General features: G+C 61.2%; 16 protein-coding genes and 5 tRNA genes. 3 read left to right on the top strand and 18 right to left on the bottom strand.

Going from position 1 to position 20,855, the window contains the following annotated elements; translation table 11 throughout:
* Positions 1 to 6: 6 nt before the first annotated feature.
* The 6 genes from B9Z51_RS14860 to B9Z51_RS14835 are packed head-to-tail and all read right to left on the bottom strand — an operon-like array spanning position 7 to position 6,146.
* On the bottom strand, positions 7 to 1,164 hold the full coding sequence (locus B9Z51_RS14860; RefSeq protein ID WP_108375874.1) for an acyl-CoA dehydrogenase family protein: 1,158 nt from the start codon (positions 1,162 to 1,164) through the stop codon (positions 7 to 9).
* The gene (locus B9Z51_RS14855) at positions 1,161 to 2,414 is read right to left on the bottom strand and encodes a CaiB/BaiF CoA-transferase family protein (protein ID WP_108375873.1); all 1,254 of its coding nucleotides are present in this window, start codon (positions 2,412 to 2,414) and stop codon (positions 1,161 to 1,163) included. Before B9Z51_RS14855 ends, B9Z51_RS14860 begins: the two co-directional genes overlap by 4 nt.
* Positions 2,411 to 3,397, bottom strand: a complete 987-nt coding sequence (locus B9Z51_RS14850; RefSeq protein ID WP_108375872.1) for a tripartite tricarboxylate transporter substrate binding protein — start codon at positions 3,395 to 3,397, stop codon at positions 2,411 to 2,413. Before B9Z51_RS14850 ends, B9Z51_RS14855 begins: the two co-directional genes overlap by 4 nt.
* A gap of 20 nt (positions 3,398 to 3,417) precedes the next feature.
* Positions 3,418 to 4,395 carry a tripartite tricarboxylate transporter substrate binding protein gene (locus tag B9Z51_RS14845; RefSeq protein ID WP_108375871.1) on the bottom strand — a complete coding sequence of 326 codons (978 nt, stop codon included), beginning with the start codon at positions 4,393 to 4,395 and terminating at the stop codon, positions 3,418 to 3,420.
* Positions 4,396 to 4,434: 39 nt separating this feature from the next.
* Positions 4,435 to 4,932: a MaoC family dehydratase gene (locus B9Z51_RS14840; RefSeq protein ID WP_108375870.1), complete on the bottom strand. Its 498-nt coding sequence runs from the start codon at positions 4,930 to 4,932 to the stop codon at positions 4,435 to 4,437.
* The gene (locus tag B9Z51_RS14835) at positions 4,929 to 6,146 is read right to left on the bottom strand and encodes a CaiB/BaiF CoA-transferase family protein (RefSeq protein WP_108375869.1); all 1,218 of its coding nucleotides are present in this window, start codon (positions 6,144 to 6,146) and stop codon (positions 4,929 to 4,931) included. The genes B9Z51_RS14840 and B9Z51_RS14835 overlap by 4 nt, the downstream gene beginning before the upstream one ends.
* A 105-nt stretch (positions 6,147 to 6,251) precedes the next feature.
* On the opposite strand from B9Z51_RS14835, the gene B9Z51_RS14830 reads away from it, so the two are divergent.
* Positions 6,252 to 7,154, top strand: a complete 903-nt coding sequence (locus tag B9Z51_RS14830; protein ID WP_108375868.1) for a LysR family transcriptional regulator — start codon at positions 6,252 to 6,254, stop codon at positions 7,152 to 7,154.
* Positions 7,155 to 7,318: 164 nt separating this feature from the next.
* On the opposite strand, the gene B9Z51_RS14825 is transcribed toward B9Z51_RS14830, so the two are convergent.
* From B9Z51_RS14825 to B9Z51_RS14775, 11 genes are all read right to left on the bottom strand, one after another.
* Positions 7,319 to 7,392: transfer RNA gene (locus B9Z51_RS14825), tRNA-Cys, on the bottom strand.
* Between the two features lie 80 nt (positions 7,393 to 7,472).
* Positions 7,473 to 7,548: transfer RNA gene (locus B9Z51_RS14820), tRNA-Gly, on the bottom strand.
* Positions 7,549 to 7,631: 83 nt separating this feature from the next.
* Positions 7,632 to 7,705 (bottom strand) — tRNA-Cys (locus B9Z51_RS14815).
* A 93-nt stretch (positions 7,706 to 7,798) separates the two neighbouring features.
* Positions 7,799 to 7,874 (bottom strand) — tRNA-Gly (locus B9Z51_RS14810).
* A 97-nt stretch (positions 7,875 to 7,971) separates the two neighbouring features.
* The gene (lon, locus tag B9Z51_RS14805) at positions 7,972 to 10,392 is read right to left on the bottom strand and encodes an endopeptidase La (RefSeq protein WP_108375867.1); all 2,421 of its coding nucleotides are present in this window, start codon (positions 10,390 to 10,392) and stop codon (positions 7,972 to 7,974) included.
* A 100-nt stretch (positions 10,393 to 10,492) separates the two neighbouring features.
* A complete protein-coding gene (clpX, locus tag B9Z51_RS14800; protein ID WP_108375866.1) occupies positions 10,493 to 11,758 on the bottom strand; it encodes an ATP-dependent Clp protease ATP-binding subunit ClpX in 1,266 nt (421 codons plus the stop codon).
* A gap of 107 nt (positions 11,759 to 11,865) precedes the next feature.
* Positions 11,866 to 12,474 (bottom strand): ATP-dependent Clp endopeptidase proteolytic subunit ClpP, encoded by a 609-nt coding sequence (gene clpP, locus B9Z51_RS14795; RefSeq protein ID WP_108376049.1) that lies wholly within the window; start codon positions 12,472 to 12,474, stop codon positions 11,866 to 11,868.
* Between the two features lie 121 nt (positions 12,475 to 12,595).
* Positions 12,596 to 13,909: a trigger factor gene (gene tig / locus B9Z51_RS14790; RefSeq protein ID WP_108375865.1), complete on the bottom strand. Its 1,314-nt coding sequence runs from the start codon at positions 13,907 to 13,909 to the stop codon at positions 12,596 to 12,598.
* A gap of 65 nt (positions 13,910 to 13,974) precedes the next feature.
* Positions 13,975 to 14,061, bottom strand: a tRNA-Leu gene (locus B9Z51_RS14785).
* Positions 14,062 to 14,212: 151 nt separating this feature from the next.
* Positions 14,213 to 17,386 (bottom strand): efflux RND transporter permease subunit, encoded by a 3,174-nt coding sequence (locus B9Z51_RS14780; RefSeq protein WP_108376048.1) that lies wholly within the window; start codon positions 17,384 to 17,386, stop codon positions 14,213 to 14,215.
* Positions 17,387 to 17,391: 5 nt separating this feature from the next.
* Positions 17,392 to 18,570 (bottom strand): efflux RND transporter periplasmic adaptor subunit, encoded by a 1,179-nt coding sequence (locus B9Z51_RS14775; protein ID WP_108375864.1) that lies wholly within the window; start codon positions 18,568 to 18,570, stop codon positions 17,392 to 17,394.
* 85 nt (positions 18,571 to 18,655) lie between these two features.
* On the opposite strand from B9Z51_RS14775, the gene B9Z51_RS14770 reads away from it, so the two are divergent.
* Both B9Z51_RS14770 and hpnD read left to right on the top strand, forming a co-directional pair.
* Entirely contained in the window at positions 18,656 to 19,684 is a 1,029-nt protein-coding gene (locus B9Z51_RS14770) for a phytoene/squalene synthase family protein (protein WP_108375863.1), read from the top strand.
* 14 nt (positions 19,685 to 19,698) lie between these two features.
* Positions 19,699 to 20,538 (top strand): presqualene diphosphate synthase HpnD, encoded by an 840-nt coding sequence (gene hpnD / locus B9Z51_RS14765; RefSeq protein ID WP_108375862.1) that lies wholly within the window; start codon positions 19,699 to 19,701, stop codon positions 20,536 to 20,538.
* Between the two features lie 48 nt (positions 20,539 to 20,586).
* On the opposite strand, the gene B9Z51_RS14760 is transcribed toward hpnD, so the two are convergent.
* Complete coding sequence (locus B9Z51_RS14760) at positions 20,587 to 20,814, bottom strand: helix-turn-helix transcriptional regulator (RefSeq protein WP_108375861.1); 228 nt, start codon at positions 20,812 to 20,814, stop codon at positions 20,587 to 20,589.
* Between the last annotated feature and the right edge of the window lie 41 nt (positions 20,815 to 20,855).

The following is a 20,855-nucleotide window of genomic DNA, read 5'->3' as shown; positions in this document are numbered from 1 at the left end:
TCCTTTTCAGCGCAAGCCCAGGCCACGGGCGATCATGCCGCGCAGGATGTCGCGCGTGCCGCCACGCAGCGAGTAACTGGGCGCGACCTGTGTGATGTAGTTGAGCGTGTTGAGCAGTTCGGCGGGCACATCGGCTGCATCGCGCGAAAACAGGTCGTCGGCAATCGCCGCCGGGATCAACTGCTCCACGCCCGTGCCCAGGTCTTTGACCAGCGCCGCCTCGACCACCGGGCTTTCGCCCCGTGTGAGCTTCTCGGTGATGGCCACCGACATGGCCCGCAGCGGTGCCAGCTGGCTCAGGATCTTGCCCGCCAGGCGCTGGGCCTGCGGTGTGCGGCCTTGCGGCGTGCGCACATAGGCCAGCCACTCGTCGAACAAGGCGATGCTGGAAAACAAACGCTCCGGACCGCTGCGCTCAAAAGCCAGCTCGGCCGTGACCTGCTCCCAGCCACCGCCCTCGTTGCCCACCAAGGCATCAGGGCCCAGCTGCACGTTCTCGAAAAAGACTTCGCAAAAATGGCTGTCGCCCGATTGGTCGACGATGGGCCGCACCGTGACGCCCGGCAAAGACAAGTCGACGATCACCTGCGACAGCCCTTTGTGGCGATCAAGCGCTTCGCCGCTGGTGCGCACCAGCGCGATCATGAGGTGGCAGTTGTGGGCGTTGGTGGTCCAGATTTTCTGGCCATTCAACAACCAGCCAGATTCATGGGGCACCGCACGGGTGCGCACACTGGCCAGGTCCGAGCCCGAGCCGGGCTCGCTCATGCCGATGCAAAAGAAGGCCTCGCCCCGGCAGATGGCAGGCAGGTAGCGCTGCTTTTGCGCTTCGGTGCCGTACTTGAGCAGCAAGGGGCCGCTTTGGCGGTCGGCGATCCAGTGCGAGCCCACGGGCGCGCCAAAGTTCAGGAACTCTTCGACCAGCACATAGCGCGCAAACGCGCTGCGCCCTGCGCCGCCATAGGCCTGCGGAAAGGTGATGCCCAACCAGCCTCGGCGGCCCAGCTCGCGGCTGAACTCGGGGTCGTAGCCCGACCAGGAGCGGGCGCGCACATGGGCGGGTACGCCGCGCATGGCCTCGACCAAAAAGGCCCGCACTTCTTGGCGCAGGGCTTCGTCTTGCGCAGGAATGGCCGACGGGTTCAAGGAATCAAGCTGGCTCATGCCAACACCCCTTTTTCAAACAATGGTTGCATGGTGTCTTCGTTCAAATCGAGCAGATCCGCCAGCACCTCGCGGGTGTGCTGCCCCAAGAGCGGCGGCGCGTGGCGGTACTGCACGGGCGTGTCCGACAGGCGGATCGGGCTGGCCACCAAGGCCACATCGTCCCTGGCTGCGTGGTCCATCTGGATCTGCATGCCGCGTGCCTTGACCTGCGGGTCTTCAAACACATCGGCAATGGTGTTGATGGGACCGCAAGGCACGCCCGCCGATTCGAGCAAGGCCACCCACTCGCGTGTGCTGCGGGTCACGGTGAGTGCGCGCATCAACTCAATCAAGGCCACGCGGTTTTGCACACGCCCGGCGTTGGTCACAAAGCGCGCATCGTCTGCCCATTCGGGCCGCCCGGCGGTTTTGCAAAAACGGGCGAATTGGCCATCGTTGCCCATGGCCAAAATCATGTGGCCGTCGGCCGTCGGGAAGTCTTGGTAAGGCACTGTGTTCGGATGGGCATTGCCCATGCGCTGGGGGGCCACCCCGCTGTGCAGGTAGTTCATCGACTGGTTGGCCAGACACGCCACGCCCACGTCGAGCAGTGCCAAGTCAATGTGCTGGCCGCGGCCTGTCACTTGGCGTGCTTGCAAGGCCGCCAGGATGCTGGTGCTGGCATACAAGCCCGTGAGGATGTCGGTGAGTGCCACGCCCACCTTCATGGGGCCAGCGCCGGGCGTGCCATCGGGCTGACCGCTGATGCTCATCAGCCCGCCCATGCCCTGGATCAAGAAGTCATAACCTGCGCGCTGGGCATAGGGTCCGGTCTGGCCAAAGCCGGTCACCGAACAGTAAACCAGCCGGGGGTGCAGGGCGTGCAGTGTGTCGTAGTCCAGCCCGTACTGTTTCAAACTGCCGACCTTGAAGTTCTCGATCAGCACATCGCATTGCTGCGCCAATTGCTGCACGAGTTGCTGGCCTTCGGGGGTGCTCAGGTCGATCGCGATGGATTTCTTGTTGCGGTTGGTGCACAGGTAATACGCCGCATCACGCGTGGGCTCACCCTGTGCGTCCTTCAGGTAGGGCGGGCCCCAGGTGCGGGTGTCGTCACCCGTTTCGGGCCGCTCGACCTTGATGATCTCGGCGCCCAGGTCACCCAAGGTCTGCGCGGCCCAAGGCCCTGCCAGCACACGTGAGAGGTCGAGCACGCGGATGTGCGAGAGCGCACCGCGTGGACCGGTGTCTTCGATGGCAGCGTTCATTGCTGCTCCACTTTTGCGCTGGCGGCAATGCGCTTCCACAGCTTGATCTCGGCCGCCTGGAAGGTGCGCATTTCTTCGGGGCCACCGTTCATGACCTCAGCGCCCAGGCGCTCATAAAACTCACGGGTTTCGGGCAAGCGCTCGATGGCGGTGAGCAAGCTCGCGAGCTTGTCGGTTTCGGCCTTGGGTGTCTTGGCCGAGACCATGGCGCCCACCCAGGTGTAGGCCGTGAAGCCTGGCAAGCCCGCCTCGCTGGCGGTGGGCACCGCAGGCAATGTGGGCGAGCGCTGCTCTGACGCAAAAGCCAGTGCACGCAACTTGCCGGCCTTGACCATCTCTTGCGCGCTCGTCATCTCGGCAAAGGCAAACTGCACGGTGCCTGCCGTCACTGCCGACACGACTTCGCTGGCACCTTTGAACGGCACATGCACCGCCTGGATGCGGGAAGCATCGTTGAAGGCCTCGGCCATCAGCTGGTAACCGGCCGAGCCCGCACCGTAATTGAGTTGGCCAGGTTTGGCCTTGGCGGCCGCGACCAGATCGGCCACTGTCTTGTACTCTGACTGGCCCGGCACGATCAGCAGCGATGCGGCGCGCATCATCATGGTCAGTGGCGCGAAATCGGCCACCGGGTCATAGGGCAAAGACTTGAACAGCGCCGCATTCACCGCCAGTGTGGAGTTGCTGCCCACAAAGACGGTGTAGCCGTCAGCGGGAGCACTTTGCACGGCACGCACGGCGATGAAGCCGTTGGCACCGGGCTTGTTGTCCACCACCACGGTCTGGCCCGTCATCTCGGTCAGCTTTTTGGCGAAGTAACGTGCCGAGGTGTCGGTGCCGCTGCCCGGTGGAAACGGCACCACAAAGCGCAAGGGCTTGGACGGGAAGGCCGCTGTCTGCGCTTGCACGGCCGTGCCACCGATGGCTGCGGCCAGCAGGCCCAGCGTGGTGAGTGTCTTGAGGATGTGTCTGCGTTGCATCATGGCTTGTCTCCGGTGAATTTTTATTCGAGCGTCACGCCCGTGGCTTTGACGACGGCAGCCCAGCGCGCCAGTTCCTTCTTGACATAAGCGCCGTACTCCTCGGGGGTCGAGCCCAGAGGTTCGGCACCTTGTTGGGCCAGCTTTTCCTTGACCTCGGCGCTTTGCAGGGCCTTGGTGATTTCGGCGTTCAGGCGCTGCACCACCGCTTTGGGGGTGTTGGCGGGCACCATGATGCCCTGCCAGGCACCCGCTTCAAATCCTGGCATCACGGTCTCGCCCAGCGTGGGCACCTCGGGGAAGAGTGACATGCGTTGGCTGGTGGTGACCGCCAGCAGCTTGAGGCGCTTTTCTTTCACGAAAGGCATCACCGAGTTGATGGTGTCGGTCATGAACTGGATCTGCCCTGCGACCAAGTCCACGTCGGCCGGGGCGCTGCCACGGTAGGGCACATGGGTGGCGTCGATGTCGTGGTGCTTGACCAATTGAAAGGCCGCCAGGTGCGTCACGTTGCCATTGCCTGCCGAGCCATAGGACAGCTTGCCGGGGTTGGCTTTGGCGTAAGCGATGAACTCGCGCACAGTGTTGGCAGGCACGGCAGGGTTGACCACCAGCGCCAGCGGCACCACGGCCGTGAGCGCCACGGGCGCGAGGTCACGCTGAACGTCGTAGGCCAGGCTCTTGTAGAGCGCTGGGCTCAAGGTGATGGACGAGGTGTTGTAGAGCACGGTGTAGCCGTCGGCTGGCGCCTTGGCGGCGGCCACGGCTGCAATGTTGCCGTTGGCACCGGGCTTGTTGTCGATCACGATGGACTGGCCCATTTGCTCCGACATTTTTTTGGCCAGCACGCGCGCCACCAGGTCGGTGGGGCCGCCCGGCGGAAAGGGCACGAGCAGGGTGATGGGCTTGCTCGGGTAAGCCTGCGCCCAAGCACTCAGGGGCAAGCAAGCCGCAGCGGCCAGGCCCAGCAGGGTTCTGCGAAAAGTGTGTTGGATGTTCATTTTTTGTCTCCTGGTGTGGATCGGGGTTTTTGAAAACGCTCAATCGGCTGGGCGACCTGCCAGCAAGCGGGTGGCGGTGTAGGTCATGACGGGCGTGCCGTGCTGCTTGAACACGTCGATGCGCGACGTGACCACGGCGCGGCCACTGCGCGAAGTGGGTCGGATCTCGGTCACCTCGATCACGGCCTCGATGGTGTCGCCCACCAGCACAGGTGCCAAAATTTTCTGGTGCAGCTCCAGCATGGCCAGGCCCGTGCCCTGGATCATGGTCTGCAAGATGAAGCCTTCGATCAGGGTGTAGGTGAGTGCGCCCGGCACAGGTCGCCCGGCCATCGCGCCGCCTTCGTAGCCTTCTTCGATGAAGATGGCTTCGAGCATGCCCGTGACCGAAATGAAGTTGACCAAATCGGTCTCGGTGATGGTGCGCCGGAAGGTGCGCATGCGCTGACCGACCGTGAGGTCTTGCCAGACAAAGCCGCGCCCCAGCTGAGGCAAAGTGCGGTCCACCGCCGCTGTCGAAAACGCTGCGCTGCTCATGGGTGTGAAACTCCGGAATCGTTGGAAAGTGTGGGGGCCACGGCCGCGCCGCTGCCCAGCATGGCGTCGATCTGCGCGGCAGACAAGCCCGCAGCGGACAGCAGGGGGCGCGTGTGTTCCCCCAAGCGCGGCGGCAGCGCCACGGGCGGGCGCTGGCCGTTGAAGCGCACGGGCACCCCCGGAAAGCGCACCTCGCCCATGGCGGGGTCTTGCACCGACTCGAAAAACCCGGTGGCCAACAAATGCGGGTCTTGCGGCAAATCGTCCAGCCGCCCCACGGGCGCTGCCGGGATTTCGAGCCGCTCACAAGTGGCGATCCAGTAGGCCGTGTCGTGCTTTTCCACCAAACCGGACGCGAGTTCAAGCAACTCGGCAATGTGCTTGGTGCGCTGCGCGATGTCGGCAAAGCGCGGGTCCGCTGCCAAGTTCGGGCGACCGACCTCGGCAAAAAACCGCTGCCAGTGGGTGGTGGTGTAGGGCATCATGGCCACATGGCCATCGGCCGTGCGGTAAGGCCTGCGCCAAGGCGCCAGCACACGCGGGTAACCCGCACCCGAGAGCGGCGGCACAAAGTGCTGACCGTAAAAGTGCTCCACCAGATTGAAGCCCACCATGGACTCGAACATGGGGATCTCGACCAGCGCGCCCTCGCCCGTGCGCTCGCGCTGCATCAGGGCGGCCAAGATGGCGTGCGCCGCCACATGGCCGCAGGTCTTGTCGGCGGCGATGGTGGGCAGGTAACGCGCCTCGCCCGTCTGGCGCTCCATCAGATCGGCCAGGCCCGACATGCCCTGGATCACATCGTCATATGCGGGTCGGCCCGCATAAGGCCCAGGCAAAAAACCCAACAAGCTGGCGTACACCAGCCGGGGGTGGCGTTGGCGCAGGGTGTCCGGGTCGATGCCCAGCGCCGCGAGTTTTTGGGGCCGCATGCTGTGCATGAACACGTCGGCCGAATCCACCAGCGCCTGCAAGGCCTGCTGGGCTGCGGCCTGCTTGAGGTCGAGCACCAAGCTCTTTTTGCTGCGGTTGGCGCCCATGAACATGGCGGCCATGCCCGGCTCCAGGCCCGGGCCCGTGTGGCGTGTCGAATCGCCCTCGGGCGGCTCGACCTTGATGACTTCGGCGCCATAGTCGGCCAGCACCTGGCTGGCCAGTGGGCCAAAAATCACGCTCGACAGGTCCAGGACCCGGATTCCTTTGAGTGGCTGCATACCTGAGACGAAGATGTGGAAAGGGTGTATCGCAGGCCATTATTTCTGCCGGGGATGTTTTCGTCTAATATTTGTTTTCACCTCTGTGATAGCTATTGGATATCAATGGACACCCGCCAGCTGCGCCACTTTGTGGCCCTTGCCGAAACCCTGAACTACCACCGCGCGGCCGAGCGGCTGCACATCTCGCAGCCGCCGCTGTCGGCCTCGATCCGCAAACTCGAAGAAGAGCTGGGCGTGCGTTTGTTCGAGCGCACGCGGCGCGGCACCCACCTCACGCCCGCGGGCGAGGCGGCGCTGGCCGATGCCCGCCGCGCGCTGTTTCACACCGAGCAGTTCGGCCGCACGGCCGCCGCCACAGCCCGGGGCGAAGCGGGCACGCTGCGCATCGGCTTCATCGGCTCGGCCACCTATTCGCTCATGCCCCGGCTGATGCCGCTGTTTCGCGCGCGCTACCCCGACGTCGAGCTGGTGCTGAGCGAGTCGACCACCAGCCGCCTGATCGAGCAGGTGGAGCAAGGCGATCTGGACGCCGGGCTGCTGCGCTTTCCGATGGTGCACGCCACCCAGGCGCAGATGACCCCGGTGGAGCGCGATGTGTTTGTGGCCGCGCTGCCCGAAGGCCACCCGCTGCTGGCCAAACCCAAACTTAAGCTGTCGGACCTCGCGGCAGAGCCCTTTGTCATGTACAGCGCCCAAGCAGTGCCCGGTCTGCACGCCATGGCCTTGCTCGCTTGCCAGCAGGCGGGCTTTGTGCCCAAGGTGCAGCAAGAAGCGGTGCAAGTGCAGACCGTGGTCAGCCTGGTCGAGAGCGGCTTGGGCGTGGCCCTGGTGCCCTCGGTGGCCACACGCCACGCCATGCCGGGTGTCGTGTTCCGCAAGGTGCATGGGCCGGGCGCCGCCACCGAAATTGGCATTGCCCTGCTGTGGCGGCCCGACAGCGAAACGCCTGCGGCACGCCGGTTCAGGGAAACGATTGAGAGTCTGGCCGACAAGACCACGGGGTAAATGAAACTCGCAGATTACGCCACTGGCAGTGCAAGCGTTTCACATACCTGCCCTGCCCTGCCCTGCCTGCAAAACAATAGCAAGCTCATGCGGCTGTTCAGGTAACCGCCACAAAAAAGCCCGCCTGAAGCGGGCCAGTTTGTTGATTTCAAACATGAAATTTTTGGAGGCTCGGGCCGGAGTCGAACCGACCTACACGGATTTGCAATCCGGTGCATAACCGCTTTGCTACCGAGCCATGTTCAGAAAAAACCTGACAAAAAAGGGAAGCGTTGGCTTCCCTTTTTGCTGAAAGATGTTGGCACTTCTTTCAATGTTTGGAGCGGGAAACGAGGCTCGAACTCGCGACCTCAACCTTGGCAAGGTTGCGCTCTACCAACTGAGCTATTCCCGCATTGTCTGGACTCAAATTATACATCGAAAATCAGAACCAAATCCGACCACGACAAAATCCAATTCATCACACCGATTCATGAGTGGAGGCGCGGGCCGGAGTCGAACCGACCTACACGGATTTGCAATCCGGTGCATAACCGCTTTGCTACCGCGCCCCGTTCCTATCAAAGGAATCTCAGAAATCGCACAAAAAAGGGAAGCTTTAGCTTCCCTATTTGCTGAAAGATGTTGGCACTTCTTTCAAGATTTGGAGCGGGAAACGAGGCTCGAACTCGCGACCTCAACCTTGGCAAGGTTGCGCTCTACCAACTGAGCTATTCCCGCATTTCAAAGAACTTGGCATTATATGCTTCATCCTCTGCATTGACATGAATTATAGCGTGATTTTCGAGGCCAATTGAATAGAACTCAAAAATTTCCATCAATGCTTGACTGCTTCCGGTTTGGCCGTTGCGGCCACTGCCGTCACGGCAGCGGCCACCTCTTCTTCACTCAAGGGCAAAGGCTTGGCTTCCAGGGCGACTTCCAGCACCTGATCAATCCACTTCACGGGCACAATTTCCAGGCCATTTTTGACGTTCTCGGGAATGTCCTGCAAATCCTTGACGTTGTCCTCGGGGATCATCACGGTCTTGATGCCGCCACGCAATGCCGCCAGCAATTTTTCCTTCAAGCCACCAATGGCCGTGACTTCACCTCGCAAGGTGATTTCACCGGTCATGGCCACATCAGCACGCACAGGAATACCCGTCATGGCCGACACCATGGCCGTGGTCATGGCAGCACCAGCACTCGGACCATCTTTGGGTGTAGCGCCATCCGGCACGTGGATGTGCAGGTCTTTCTTTTCAAAGATTTCGTCCTTGATGCCCAGCAAACGCGAACGGCTGCGAACCACAGTGCGGGCGGCTTCTACAGACTCTTTCATCACATCGCCCAGCGAACCGGTACGGGTGATCACGCCTTTTCCGGGCATAAGGGCCGCTTCGATGGTCAGCAAGTCGCCACCCACTTCAGTCCAGGCCAAACCAACCACTTGACCCACCTGGTTCTTTTGCTCAGCACGGCCATAGGTGTATTTGCGCACACCCAAAAACTCATTGAGGTTGTCGGCAGTCACCTGAACTTGCGGCTTCATTTGCTTGAGCAGCAAGGCCTTGACGACTTTGCGGCAAATCTTGCCCAGTTCGCGCTCCAAAGATCGAACACCCGCTTCACGTGTGTAATACCGCACCATGTCCCGAACCGCTGCTTCGGACACGTTCAGCTCGGACTCCTTGACACCATTGTTGGTCATTTGCTTAGGCAGCAAATACTTCATGGCGATGCTGGTTTTTTCGTCTTCGGTGTAACCCGAAAGACGGATGACTTCCATGCGGTCCAACAGGGCCGAAGGGATGTTCATCGAATTCGAGGTGGCCACGAACATCACATCGCTCAGGTCAAAGTCAACTTCAACGTAGTGATCTCCAAAGGTGTGGTTTTGCTCAGGATCCAGCACCTCCAGCAAGGCGCTGGAAGGATCGCCCCGGAAATCGGTACCCAATTTGTCGATTTCGTCGAGCAGGAACAGCGGATTCTTGGTGCCCACCTTGTTCAGGTTCTGCAGCACCTTGCCCGGCAAAGCACCAATGTAAGTGCGGCGATGCCCACGAATTTCGGCCTCATCACGCATCCCGCCCAAAGCCATGCGCACGTATTTGCGACCGGTGGCCTTGGCAATCGATTGCCCCAACGAGGTCTTGCCGACGCCGGGTGGCCCGACCAGACACAAAATGGGCGCCTTGACCTTGTCCACACGTTGCTGCACAGCAAGATATTCCAGGATGCGGTCTTTGACTTTGTCCAGCCCATAGTGATCCTGATTCAACACCTCTTCGGCATTGCCCAGATCGTGCTTGAGCTTGGTCTTTTTGCTCCAGGGTAATCCGGTCAGCACATCCAGATAGTTGCGAACCACCGAAGCTTCTGCCGACATGGGCGACATGAGTTTGAGTTTTTTCAGCTCGCCTTCAGCCTTTTTACGGGCTTCAGCGGACATTTTGGCCGTCTTGATTTTCTTTTCGATTTCCTCGATGTCAGCACCGTCTTCGCCATCACCCAATTCTTTTTGGATCGCTTTGACCTGCTCATTGAGGTAAAAGTCGCGCTGATTTTTTTCCATCTGGCGCTTGACTCGACCACGAATGCGCTTGTCGACATTGAGAATATCCACCTCGTGTTCGAGTTGGGCAAACAGATTCTCAAGGCGCGCCTTGATGCTGGACAAGTCCAGCACCTGCTGCTTGTTTTCCAGCTTCAGAGGCAGATGCGCGGCAATGGTGTCCGCCAAGCGTCCGGCATCGTCAATGCTCGAGATGGAGGTCAGGATTTCCGGCGGGATTTTCTTGTTCAGTTTGACGTACTGATCAAACTGCTGCATCACGGCACGACGCAGCGCTTCGATTTCACTGCCAGGCTCGGACTGCTCTATGCTCGGGTCCACCGGAGCCACCTTGGCGACAAAGTGGACCTCGCCATCCACGATGCTCTGAACCAAAGCACGCTGCTGGCCTTCCACCAACACCTTTACGGTGCCATCGGGCAACTTGAGCATTTGCAATATCGTGGACACACAGCCGACATCAAACATGTCAGAAGCGTCTGGCTCGTCCTTGGCGGCAGTTTTTTGAGCCACCAGCATGATGCGGCGTTCGGTTGCCATGGCCGATTCGAGCGCCTTGATGCTCTTGGGACGCCCAACAAACAGCGGAATCACCATGTGAGGGAACACCACCACGTCACGCAGCGGCAACATGGGCAGTTCGATCGGGGTGGGCGGCAAAGGTGTGTGTCCAGACATGGTGTTTCCCTCAGGTCAATTCAGCTACACATGGATGCTCTGCGCACAATTACAACCCAGCAGTTTGAGGGGCTATTGCGCAGCGCATCACACATGTTGGTCAGGCCTGTTTGGCCGACTCGCGGTAAACCAGCAGCGGCGCTTTGTTGTCGTCGATGGTGGACTCGTCTACCACAACTTTTTCAACATTGGCCGCATTGGGCAATTCAAACATGGTGTCGATCAATGCTTGCTCCATGATGGAGCGCAAGCCTCGGGCACCGGTCTTGCGGGCCAATGCCTTGCGGGCAATCGCCGTCAGCGCACTGGGGCGCACTTCAAGCTCCACGCCCTCCATGGACAGCAGTTTGGTGAACTGCTTGACCACGGCGTTTTTGGGCTCGGTCAGGATTTGCACCAAAGCGTCTTCGGTCAATTCAGCCAAAGTGGCCACCACAGGCAACCGACCGACCAGCTCGGGAATCAGGCCGAATTTAATGAGGTCTTCAGGCTCAACTTCGTTGAACACATCGGTCAGTGAACGCTGCTTCTTGCTCTTGACCGTGGCGCCAAAGCCAATGCCGCCAGCTTCAGTGCGGTTTTCGATGACTTTTTCAAGCCCCGCGAAAGCGCCACCGCAAATGAACAGGATGTTGGTCGTGTCGATCTGCAGGAAATCCTGGTTGGGATGCTTGCGCCCGCCCTGAGGGGGAACGCTGGCCATGGTGCCTTCAACCAGCTTGAGCAAGGCTTGCTGCACGCCCTCGCCCGACACGTCACGCGTGATCGAGGGGTTGTCGGATTTGCGGGTGATCTTGTCAATCTCGTCGATGTACACGATGCCGCGCTGGGCACGCTCGACGTCGTAATTGCAGGTCTGCAGCAACTTGGCCACGATGTTCTCGACGTCCTCGCCCACGTAACCGGCTTCGGTCAGGGTCGTCGCGTCAGCCATCACAAAGGGCACGTCCAGCATGCGCGCCATGGTCTGCGCCAGCAAAGTCTTGCCCGAACCCGTAGGGCCAATCAGCAAGATGTTGCTCTTGGCGAGTTCGACATCGTCTTTTTTGGCACCCTCTTTGTGTTTGAGGCGCTTGTAATGGTTGTAAACCGCCACCGCCAGACTGCGCTTGGCTTTTTCCTGGCCAATCACATAGTTATCGAGGTTGGTTTTGATGTCCAACGGTGTCGGCAAGCCGTCCTTGGCACCCTCGCCCACCAAGGTGGTGGCCAGTTCATCGCGCACGATGTCGTTGCACAAGTCTATGCATTCGTCGCAAATGAAGACCGATGGGCCTGCAATCAGCTTTTTGACCTCATGCTGGCTTTTGCCGCAAAAGGAGCAGTACAGGTTTTTTTCAGAAGTGGAGCCTTTTTTGTCGGCCATAAAAAGTCGCCTTGGTATCCGGAGATCGTCAATGATAACGAAAGAAAAACGGCGCTCACCTGCACAGGTAAACGCCGTCCAAATCAGGCCGGGTCAACCGGCACGCATCAGGCTCGCTTGGCGATCACCTGATCGATCAAACCATAGTCCTTGGCCTCGTCAGCCGACAGGTAGTAATCGCGCTCGGTGTCCAACTCAATTTTGCTCAGCGGCTGGCCGGTGTTTTCGGCCAGGATGCGGTTCAAATGTGCACGGGTCTTGACGATTTCGCGTGCAGCAATTTCGATTTCAGTGGCCTGACCACGCGCACCACCCAGAGGCTGGTGGATCATGATCTTGGAGTTGGGCAGCGAAAAGCGCTTGCCCTTGGCACCCGATGACAGCAAGAAAGCACCCATGCTGGCGGCCATGCCGTTGCATAGCGTAGACACATCGGGCTTGATGAAGTTCATGGTGTCGTAAATCGCCATGCCTGCGCTGACCGAGCCGCCTGGTGAGTTGATGTACAGCGAGATGTCCTTTTCAGGGTTTTCGCTCTCCAAAAACAACAACTGCGCCACGATCAGGTTGGCCATGTGGTCATTGACCTCGCCCACCAGAAAAATCACGCGCTCCTTGAGCAAGCGTGAATAAATGTCATAGGCACGTTCGCCACGGCCCGATTGCTCAACGACCATGGGCACCATGCCCAGATTAGTGATATCCAGTGCGCTCATCATTTCTCCATGAATTTCAGATGACTTTAACCCGAGTTCTCAACCCACCAAAGAGATGGGGCTTGTCAGCCAGACTGCAAGCCCGGCACAAGCCCCATTCTTCAAGTGTTCACAGAATCCATCAGGCCTGCTGACCCATCAGCTCTTCAAAGGTGATGGCTTTTTCGGTGACCTTGGCTTGGCCCAGCACGAAATCAGACACATTGCTCTCGATGACCACGGCCTCCACCTCGGCCAGACGCTGGTTGTCGCTGTTGTACCAACGCACCACATCATCGGGGCGCTCGTAGCTTGCAGCCAGCTCTTCGATGTGCGCCTTGATCTGCTCAGGCTTGGCGTGCAGGGTATTGCCACGCACGACTTCGGCCACCACCAAGCCCAGGCGCACGCGCTGCTCGGCTTGGGGTCGGAAGATATCGTCAGGGATTGGGGCCTTGTCGGCGTCCTTGATGCCGCGTTGCTTCAAGTCGGCACGGGCGCCATCTTTCAGGCGCTCGATTTCGCTTTGCACGATCGACTGTGGCAGGTCCAGCTCGGCCTTGGCCACCAAAGCATCCATAGCGGCTTGCTTGTTGCGGGCCAGCAAGCGGAACTTGACTTCGCGCTCGAGGTTTTTGCGGATGTCAGCGCGCAGGCCTTCAACCGTTGCGTCAGCGATACCCAAGGACTTGGCCAGGGCTTCATTGACTTCGGGCAGGTTAGCCGCTTCGAGTTTCTTGACGGTGACGAGGAAGTCGGCGGTTTTGCCCGCAACATCCTGACCGTGGTAGTCCGCAGGGAAAGCCAGCGGGAAAGTCTTGCTTTCACCGGTTTTCATGCCGCGCACAGCGTCTTCAAACTCTTTGAGCATCTGGCCGTCGCCCAGGATGAACTGGAAGTCTTCGGCTTTGCCGCCAGAGAACACTTCACCGTCGATCTTGCCTTCGAAGTCGATGGTGGCGCGGTCGCCGTCTTGTGCAGCGGCGTCTTGAGCGCGCTGAGCGAAGGTGCGGCGCTGCTTGCGCAAGATGTCCACGGTCTTGTCGATGGCCGCATCAGAGACTTCAGCGGTCAGTTTTTCGACTTCGGTGTCAGCCAGATTGCCCAGCTTCACTTCGGGGTAAACCTCAAAAATGGCATCAAAAGTCAATTGGCCTTCCGGTGCGCCTTCTTTTTCAGAGATGCGGGGCTGACCAGCCACGCGCACTTGCGCTTCGTTGGCAGCCACGGAGAAAGCTTCGCCCACTTTGTCATTCAGCACTTCGTACTGAACCGAGTAGCCATAGCGCTGGGCCACGACGTTCATGGGCACTTTGCCCGGACGGAAACCGTCCATCTTGACCGTACGGGCCATTTTCTTCAGGCGTGCATCGACCTCGGACTGGATGGCCGTCACGGGCACAGTCAGGGTGATCTTGCGTTCCAGTTTTTCAAGGGTTTCAACAGTCACTGTCATCGTCGTTCTCGGTTAATGTGAATCGCTCTCATGTTCCGGGACAAGCCCTTCTCATGAAAAAGAGTTGGTGCGCGGGGCGGGACTCGAACCCGCACAGTGTTGCCACCGTCAGGACCTAAACCTGGTGCGTCTACCAATTTCGCCACCCGCGCGGGTCCAAACAAAAAGGGCGAACAGGCCGGGATGGGTGCCATCCACAGGCCTGACCGCCCGCTTGAAATCGGTCAACTTTCTATTTTAGCCGCTCCGGACCCTATTTTTGGGTCCGGGCGATGCTGGTTTTCTCCTCTGCGACGGTGTTTTTCAAGCCGCCTGGGCAGGCTCTGTCGGGCGCGGCACACGGAACCAGGCCGCGTACATGGCCGGCAGCGCCAGCAAAGTCAGGGCGGTGGCCACGATCAGGCCACCCATGATGGCCACGGCCATCGGCCCCCAAAACACGCTGCGCGACAGCGGGATCATGGCCAGCACGGCCGCTGCTGCCGTCAGCACAATGGGCCGCAAACGGCGCACGGCCGACTCGACGATCGCCCGCCAAGGCTCCACACCTGCTGCGCGGTCCTGCTCGATCTGGTCAATCAGGATCACCGAGTTGCGCTGGATCATGCCCATGAGCGCGATCACCCCCAGCAAAGCCACAAAACCAAATGGCCGGTTGAGCGCCAGCAACGATGCCGCCACCCCCGCCATGCCCAAAGGACCGGTCAGGAACACCAGCACCGAGCGGCTGAAGCTTTGCAACTGCAGCATCAGCAGCGTGAAGGTGATGAACAGCATGATGGGCACACCCGCCGCAATCGAGGCCGAGCCTTTGGAGCTTTGCTCGACCGCGCCTGCGACTTCAATGCGGTAATCGGTCTGGCCCTGGCTGGCCCACTGGGCTTGCAGCTTCTGCAACTCAGGCTGCAGCTGCGCCGTCACCGTGGCGCCCTGCACCCCTTCGGCGATGTCCGACTGCACCGTGATGGCGTACTGGCGGCCTTCGCGCCACATCACGCCCGGTTCCCAGGCGAAGACGGGACGCGCGATTTGCAAGAGCGGAATCGACTTGCCCGACGCCGTGGGCACATAGGCCTGACCCAGATCGGACAGCGCATCGCGCTCGTTCAAAGGCTGACGCAGCACGATGTCGATCAGTTTGTCGCCTTCGCGGAACTGGCCCACAGGCGCCCCCGACAAGAGCGTGCGTGAGGACTGCGCAATGGACTGACTGGTCACGCCCAAGGCGCGGGCCTTGGCCTGGTCCACTTCCAGGCGCACGGTCTTGACCGACTCGTTCCAGTTGTCGTTCACCCCCCGGGCACTGGCGTTGCGGCGCATGACGGCCTTGACCTCTTCGGCCTTCTGGCGCAGGGCCACAGGCTCGGTGCCCACCACGCGAAACTGCACCGGGTAGGGCACGGGCGGGCCATTGGGCAGCAGCTTGACGCGGCCACGGACTTCGGGGAACTCCTGCGCCAGCAAGGCCGGAAGCTTCACACGCAAGCTCTCGCGCACCTTCAGGTCACGCGGCAACACGATCAACTGCGACACATTGCTCTGCGGGAACACCTGATCGAGCGGCAGGTAAAAACGCGGCACGCCCGAGCCCACCCAGGTGGTGACCGAGCTCACGCCCTCTTCTTGCGCCAGGCGTTTCTCGACGCGCTTGGCCACCTCTTCGCTGGCACTGTAGGGTGCGCCCTCGGGCAGCCACAGGTCCACCAAAATTTCAGGGCGGCTGGAATCGGGGAAGAACTGCTGCTGCACCTTGCCCATGCCCACGATGCCCAGCACAAACAGGGCGATGGTGATGCCGATGGTCTTCCAGCGGTGGGTCACACACCAAGTCACCCAGCGGCGGAACTGGCGGTAAAACGGCGTGTCAAACATTTCGGCGCTGTCGTGGCTGTGCACAGCCCCCTCGCCCACCACCGCATGCACTGGAGGCTTGAGCAGCCAAGCGCCCAGGTAGGGCACAAAGTAGACCGAGGCCACCCAGCTCACGATCAGCGCAATCACCGTGACCGCGAAGATGGCGAAGGTGTATTCGCCCGTCACCGATTTGGCGATGCCGATGGGCAAAAAGCCCGCCGCCGTGATCAGCGTGCCCGTGAGCATGGGCATGGCCGTCAGCTCATAAGCAAAGGTGGCCGCGCGGAACTTGTCGTAGCCCTCTTCCATCTTGCGCACCATCATCTCGACCGCAATGATGGCGTCGTCGACCAGCAGGCCCAGCGCAATGATCAGCGAGCCCAGCGAAATTTTGTGCAGACCGATGCCAAAGTAATTCATGGCCAAAAAGGTCACCGCCAGCACCAACGGGATGGTGATGCCCACCACCAGACCGGGTCGGATGTCCAGCGTCCAGCGCTTCCACAGGGGGTTGTTTCCGGGCCGCTTGTGCAAACCCAGCGCCAAAAAGCTCACCGCCAACACAATCACCACCGCCTCGATCAGCACCTTGATGAACTCATTGACCGATTTGGACACGGCTGCGGGCTGGTCCTGCACCTGCTTGAGCGCCAAGCCCACGGGCAAACTGGCCTCGATTTGCTTGACCGTGGCATTGAGCGCCTTCCCCAGAGCGATGATGTCGCCGCCCTTGGCCATGCTCACACCCAGGGCAATGACTTCTTCGCCGTCATGGCGCACCTTGACGGACGGCGGGTCCACATACCCACGGCTGACCGTGGCGATGTCGCCCAGTCGCACCTGCGCGCCTGAGCCACCACGTATGGGCATGGCCCGCAGGTCGTCCAGATTCTGGAACTGGCCGCCCACGCGCACCTGCACCACGTCGTTGGGTGACTGCATCGTGCCGGCCGACTCGACCGCGTTTTGCTGGCCCAGCTGCGCCAGCACGGCGCCCATGTCCAAGCCCATCTGGGCGATCTTCTTTTGCGAGACGTCGATGAAGATTTTTTCGTCCTGCACGCCAAAAAGCTCGACCTTGGCCACATCGGGCACGCGCAGCAGCGTCTGGCGCACGCGGTCGGCGTGCGTCTTGACCTCGGCGGCGCTGAAGCCATCGCCGCTCAGGGCGTAAATCACGCCATACACATCACCAAACTCATCGTTGAAAAACGGCCCCACCACGCCCTGCGGCAAGGTGGCGCGCATGTCGCCGATCTTTTTGCGCACGGTGTACCAGACCTGCGGCACCTCACCGGGCTTGGAATAGTCCTTGAGTTCCAGAATGATCTGCGACTCGCCCGGCTTGGAGTAGCTGCGGATCTTGTCCGCATAGGGCACTTCCTGCAGCGTGCGTTCGAGCTTATCGGTCACCTGCTCGGCCACCTGCTGGGCCGTGGCCCCGGGCCAATAAGTGCGCACCACCATGGCCCGGAAGGTGAACGGTGGGTCTTCGTCCTGCCCCAGCTGAAAGTAAGACGCCATGCCGAGCACCATGAGCGCCACCATCAGGTAGCGCGTCAGGGCCGGGTGCTCCAGCGCCCAGCGCGAGAGGTTGAAACTCTTTTTTTCGGTGTCACGCATGGGCATCACCGCTGGGTTGCTGAAGAAGCCGCTGTGACGGGGGCGGGAGCCGTTGCGGGTGCGGGAGCCGCTGCCGGTGCGCTGTACACCGAGACCTTCTGCCCCGGCGACAAGACATGCACCCCGGCACTCACCACCTTTTGGCCCACGCTCAGGCCCGACGCGATCACCACCTCATTGCCATCGACCGTGCTCACTTGCACAGGCTGCAAACGCACCGTCATGGTCGCTTCGTCCAGCACCCAAACCGCACTGCCTGCACCTTCTTGGCGAAGCGCGCTGGTGGGCAGCTTGATGACTTGGGCTGTGCGGGGTGCCTCTTCAGCCGCCAGCACCGTCAACGTGGCCCCCAAAGGCAGGCGATCCGCCGCCTCCAGCGCCAGCTTGACCGTGTAAGTGCGGGTCACCGGATCGGCCCCAGCCCCCACTTCGCGCACCCGGCCTTTGAACACCTGGCCCGTCCCAGGCCAGACCGCCTGCATGGCTTGTCCGGTCTTGATCGCCAAAATGGCCTGCTCCGACACGGCAAACACCGCATCGCGCGGACCGTCATGCGCCAGACGCACCACCGGCTGCCCGGCCGACACCACTTGGCCGACTTCAACCTCCACAGCAGTGATCACCCCCGCAGCCGTGGCTTGCAACTTTGCATAGCCCGCCTGATTGCTTTGGGCCTGGGCCTGCGCCTTGACCTGCGCCAAGGTGGCTTCGGCCGCTTTCAGACTGGCTTCGCGGCGCTCCAATTCCACACCGCTGATGAAGTTTTGCGCCTTCAAGGCCTCGAAACGCTTGAACTCAGCAGCCGCCAAGTCGCGCTGGGTCTGGGCGGCTGTCACACCGGCCATGGCCGCTTGCGCCCCCAATTGGTAATCCTGCGCATCTATTTGGGCCAGCACCTGACCTGCGCCCACACGCTGCCCCGCCTCAGCCTGGCGCTGCACCAGCTTGCCGGCCACCCGAAAACCCAGACGCGACTCGACCCGGGCACGCACTTCAGCGGCGTATTCACCCTGTGCATGGAGCACCGAGCTCCCCACCGTGAGCAGCTTGACCGAGCGAACCGGCTCCTGAACCGCCTCCTGGCGCGAACAGGCCGACAACAAAGCCACCGCCGTGAACGCCGAAACCACACTCAAGCGAAGCGCCCAGCGCCCGGCCCCTTGAGGCAAAGAGAAATGAAACATGGAAAAACCATCCCAAAATTAATGACTGACTGGTTAGTAATTTAAGCAAATGACTGACTTCTGTCAAGCGACAATATGCCTACACATGCCAGCCTCCACTCTTTTGACCCGCAAGCAACTGCCTCTTTTACGCGGCGTATCGCGCTCGTTTTACCTGACGATTCGTCTGCTGCCACCCGCCCTGCAAGGCCCCATAGCAGTGGGCTATCTGCTGGCCCGGGCCACCGACACCGTGGCCGACACCACGGCCCAGCCTGCCGCCGAACGCCTGGCTTTGCTGTCTGGCCTGGCCCAAGCGATTCAATCACCCGCAGGGTCCCTGCAAGCACTCCAGAGCCTGCTCAACGAGTTTGCCCGCCACCAGACCGACCCGCATGAGCGGGCGCTGATGCAGGCCCTGCCCGACTGCCTGCCCCTGCTGCACGCCCTGCCCCCCGACGACCAGGCCAGCGTGCGCTGGGTTCTGGGGCACATCACACGCGGGCAGGTGCTGGACGTTGAGCGCTTTGGCCAAGGGCCTGCAGCCCTGGCAACCGAATTTGAACTGGACGACTACACCTGGCTCGTGGCCGGTTGCGTGGGCGAGTTCTGGACCGAACTGTGCGAGCGGCACCTGCCCGGCTTTGCCACCCAAAGCGCAGACGCCATGCGTCTGGCGGGCCGAGCCTACGGCATGGGCCTGCAAAGGCTCAACATCTTGCGCGACGCCGGGGCCGACCTGGCTGCGGGCCGGTGCTACTTGCCTGAGGCGCGCCTGACACCACTGGGCCTCAGCCCCGAGCAGCTCAGGCAAGCCGTTCGCACGGGTGATGCCGCTACGCTGCAACTTTTGGCCCCCTTGTGGGGCGAGTACCTGCAGCAAACCTACACCCAACTGAGCGAAGGCCTGCATTACAGCCAGTGCCTGAGCAGCCGCCGCCTGCGCCTGGCCTGCGCACTTCCCGCCCTGATCGGCGCCCGCACTGTGGCCCTGCTGCGCCAGGCAGGCCCACAAGCCCTGACCCAGCGCGTGAAAATGCCGCGCCACGAAATGCGCGCCTTGCTCTGGCGGCTGCTGTGGCGGCTGGCCTCGCCCCATACCCTGGGCCGAGAATTTCAGCGCCTTTCGCAGTGAGACAATCCCAGCCCATGAGCCCGCAAGACTACGTCCAGCAAAAAGCCGCCGCCTCGGGCAGCAGCTTCTATTACGCCTTCCTGTTTTTGCCCCCCGAGCGGCGTGCGGCCATCACCGCCTTTTATGCGTTTTGCCGCGAAGTGGACGACGTGGTCGATGAAATCAAAGACCCCAGCGTGGCCGCCACCAAACTCGCCTGGTGGCAAAAAGAAGTGATGCAAGCCTACGCAGGCCAGCCCAGCCACCCCGTCATGCACGCCCTCATGCCCCTGGCCCCTGCCTTCGGCATCGAAAGCCGCCACCTGATGGCCGTGATCGACGGCTGCCAGATGGACCTGAACCAAACCCGTTATCTGGACTTTGCGGGCCTCACGACCTACTGCCACCTGGTGGCCGGTGTGGTAGGCGAAGTCGCCGCACGCATCTTTGGCCAGACCGACGAGGCGACCACCCAGTACGCGCACAAGCTGGGCCTGGCCTTTCAGATGACCAACATCATCCGCGACGTGGGCGAAGACGCCATGCGCGGGCGCATCTATTTGCCGCTGGACGAACAGCAACGCTTTGGCGTCAAAGCGCAAGACCTGATGCAGCGCGACTATTCAGACCGCTTCACCGCGCTGATGAAGTTCCAGACCGACCGCGCCCACGCCCTGTACGACGAAGCCCTGGCCCTGCTGCCTGCCGCCGACCGCCGCGCCCAAAAACCCGGCCTCATGATGGCCAGCATCTACCGCACCTTGCTGCGGGAAATCGAAGCCTCGGGTTTTCAGGTGCTGCACCAACGCATTGCGCTCACGCCGCTGCGCAAGCTGTGGCTGGCTTGGAAGATGCAGGCGCTGGGGCGGTTTTGAGGCGCTCAGCGCTAAGGGCATGCACGTCAAGACACCGCAGGAAGAACGTTAGGCGCTGCCCTCTGGAAATCCAGTGATGTGGATTTCACCTCCCAACGCTTGTATGACGCGTAGCACCAGTGCCAGTTGCACCGATAGCTTGCCTGCCTCCAGCTCCACGACAAAGCGCACGCCCACCCCTGCCGCCAGGGCCAATTGAGGCTGCGTGAGCGCGAGCTGCTTGCGGGCTGCGCGGACGGCACTGCCCAATTGCTGTGGTGAATGAATGCTGGTCATGCTTTGTTGAATTTCCCGTTCGGGAAATTTTATACATTTCA

The sequence above is a fragment of the Limnohabitans sp. T6-5 genome (assembly GCF_003063315.1).
Lineage (GTDB): Bacteria > Pseudomonadota > Gammaproteobacteria > Burkholderiales > Burkholderiaceae_C > Limnohabitans_A.
Note: the sequence above shows the minus strand (reverse complement) of the source record. Positions and strands in the feature narration are given on the sequence as shown.

Coding starts and splice junctions, on each gene's coding strand:
- B9Z51_RS14770 (WP_108375863.1), top strand. CDS start 18,656: ATGCCAGCCTCCACTCTTTTGACCCGCAAGCAACTGCCTCTTTTACGC.
- clpX (WP_108375866.1), bottom strand. CDS start 11,758: ATGGCCGACAAAAAAGGCTCCACTTCTGAAAAAAACCTGTACTGCTCC.
- hpnD (WP_108375862.1), top strand. CDS start 19,699: ATGAGCCCGCAAGACTACGTCCAGCAAAAAGCCGCCGCCTCGGGCAGC.
- B9Z51_RS14760 (WP_108375861.1), bottom strand. CDS start 20,814: ATGACCAGCATTCATTCACCACAGCAATTGGGCAGTGCCGTCCGCGCA.
- B9Z51_RS14845 (WP_108375871.1), bottom strand. CDS start 4,395: ATGAACATCCAACACACTTTTCGCAGAACCCTGCTGGGCCTGGCCGCT.
- B9Z51_RS14840 (WP_108375870.1), bottom strand. CDS start 4,932: ATGAGCAGCGCAGCGTTTTCGACAGCGGCGGTGGACCGCACTTTGCCT.
- B9Z51_RS14860 (WP_108375874.1), bottom strand. CDS start 1,164: ATGAGCCAGCTTGATTCCTTGAACCCGTCGGCCATTCCTGCGCAAGAC.
- tig (WP_108375865.1), bottom strand. CDS start 13,909: ATGACAGTGACTGTTGAAACCCTTGAAAAACTGGAACGCAAGATCACC.
- B9Z51_RS14830 (WP_108375868.1), top strand. CDS start 6,252: ATGGACACCCGCCAGCTGCGCCACTTTGTGGCCCTTGCCGAAACCCTG.
- clpP (WP_108376049.1), bottom strand. CDS start 12,474: ATGAGCGCACTGGATATCACTAATCTGGGCATGGTGCCCATGGTCGTT.
- B9Z51_RS14850 (WP_108375872.1), bottom strand. CDS start 3,397: ATGATGCAACGCAGACACATCCTCAAGACACTCACCACGCTGGGCCTG.
- B9Z51_RS14780 (WP_108376048.1), bottom strand. CDS start 17,386: ATGCGTGACACCGAAAAAAAGAGTTTCAACCTCTCGCGCTGGGCGCTG.
- lon (WP_108375867.1), bottom strand. CDS start 10,392: ATGTCTGGACACACACCTTTGCCGCCCACCCCGATCGAACTGCCCATG.
- B9Z51_RS14835 (WP_108375869.1), bottom strand. CDS start 6,146: ATGCAGCCACTCAAAGGAATCCGGGTCCTGGACCTGTCGAGCGTGATT.
- B9Z51_RS14775 (WP_108375864.1), bottom strand. CDS start 18,570: ATGTTTCATTTCTCTTTGCCTCAAGGGGCCGGGCGCTGGGCGCTTCGC.
- B9Z51_RS14855 (WP_108375873.1), bottom strand. CDS start 2,414: ATGAACGCTGCCATCGAAGACACCGGTCCACGCGGTGCGCTCTCGCAC.